The organism is Acinetobacter sp. TUM15064, from assembly GCF_008980265.1.
Taxonomy (GTDB): domain Bacteria; phylum Pseudomonadota; class Gammaproteobacteria; order Pseudomonadales; family Moraxellaceae; genus Acinetobacter.
Map to the genome: position 1 here is coordinate 1 of NZ_BKFU01000134.1, position 1,945 is coordinate 1,945.

Annotated in this window: 2 pseudogenes; both read left to right on the plus strand. The window is 36.8% G+C overall.

The features are described from left to right. Positions 1-501, plus strand: a pseudogene (locus GBI16_RS17990) (hypothetical protein); the annotation flags it as partial. Further along, positions 498-1,945: pseudogene (locus GBI16_RS17995) on the plus strand (site-specific integrase); the annotation flags it as partial. The pseudogenes GBI16_RS17990 and GBI16_RS17995, both read left to right, overlap by 4 nt.

Below are 1,945 nucleotides of genomic sequence, written 5' to 3' on the forward strand. Positions count from 1 at the left end.
CCGTTGCCTCAATTTTTCATCCAAGCCGTTAAACGTTATATCCAATTTTTAAATATGGTGATACAACAGTATGCAGATTTACTCAAATATGTGTTTGGTAAAAGGATTACTCTGCAAGATCTTTTTGGGCAAGTCATCTTCTATCCCAATGACTTACCTAGTTCAGCTCAGGAATGGGCCAGTAAAAAGATTAAAATTTTTGCCCTCAAACGTAGTTGGGTTAATGATTATATGGAGAAGCATCAGCTCAGCAGCTTGTATAACAATTGGTTACGTCATTTTGATATGAACATACTAATGGAGCAGAGTGTTGCATTTAATGTAATACAAGCCATTTATGGGCATGATCAACGCAATCAGGAGCTCTTTTACCGCTATTCATCTGCATCCTTACCGCAGTATATAAATCAGTTTACCCAGAGTATTGATCGTATGATTAAGCAGTTGCATATTGAGCATCTCTCAATCAGCCTGACTACTCAGAATGAGGGTTTATCATGAAAAAAAATGATCTGCTGATAGCGAAGATTAGAGAACAGGTTGATTCTGTCTTTTCTGAGATGAGGAATCAGATTAAAAAGTTAAGTGATAATTCTGAATTATTAGATTACAAGTTGAATGCTCTCTGGTATGAGTTTTATGATGAATTAATATGTTTTTTAGAGCAGAAAAAACTAACCAGTAAAGATGCTCAAAAGCCCTATATTCAGGATTGTGAACAGTATTTTTTATCCCTGCGTCAGGATTACTTATCAGAAACACCACTGGCTTATCCTATAAAAGTATGGCCAAAGACCACATTCTTTGATCCAATCCCACGACAAATTCGAAGTACTGAAGCACACCTTCGACTTGGGCAGCAGCATTTTCATATCGCCATAGCATTAAAAGAATATTGGAATGATCCGTGCCATGAAGAAATCACAGTGGATTGGATATGGGGTAGTTTTTATCTAAGTTTGATGTATTGTTCAGGTTGTAGTGATTTAAGTCATTTAACGGCTATAGGAAATACTTTAATTAAAGCAATCATTGAGGGTGAACTACAGGTCTGTTCTAAGCTATACCATGCAGATTACAAAAAAATTATTAACCCTCTAGTGCTACACTACCGAGTACAGCAACGTGCTTATGGTAATCAGATTGATAATAGACAGGTCTATCAGTGGCGCCATATTTGGTTGAACCCCTATTCACAATTGTATATACAAGGGATAAAAAAACGAACTGCTCAGGCTTTGTATACACAGACCCCTCGACTTGTACTTGAGTCTATTTCAACAGTATTAGGTCGATTGCCGAAAGAGCTTGATCTCAATTATCAAATGACTGGATTGAAGAAACTCTTACGCCGTAGTGATGCAAAGTTAGAAGAGATCCGCTCACTTACGCCTTTCGAGAATTTGAATTTAGCTATTGAGTTAGACCCAAATTCAGGCTTAGACATGTGTTTAAGTGAGGTAATGCAAAATCGCTTAAAGACAGTGTCTTTAACTCCTATGGATCAGGTGCGGTCTTGGTTTGATTTGTTCATAGATCAAGATCAAACCTTGCCCGATGATAAGCAAAGGATAATTCCTCTACATACTGAATTCGTCAAGCCAGACTTGATTACAGCACATCAGCAACTCAAAGAAATCCCTTTTGAGTTGATGTTATTTGAACGAGATCAAACGGAAAAAAATGAGAGTCACAAGAGACAACGTAAAAGTGAGCGAATTAAATGGATGCGATGGAAACAGATTCAGCAACGTCTAGAACAAAAGAAATTAGTAAGCGGTATATATGAAAGAAATATCATCGAAGCGCAGCTCAGGCTACTGGCTTGGATCTTTCATCTTAAAGCTCAAAACAAGAAGTTAAATAGTATCGAACGCTATTTAAGTAGCATCGCCAAAGATTATTTATTTCATATCTATATGTTTACGGATGATATAGAAACTAT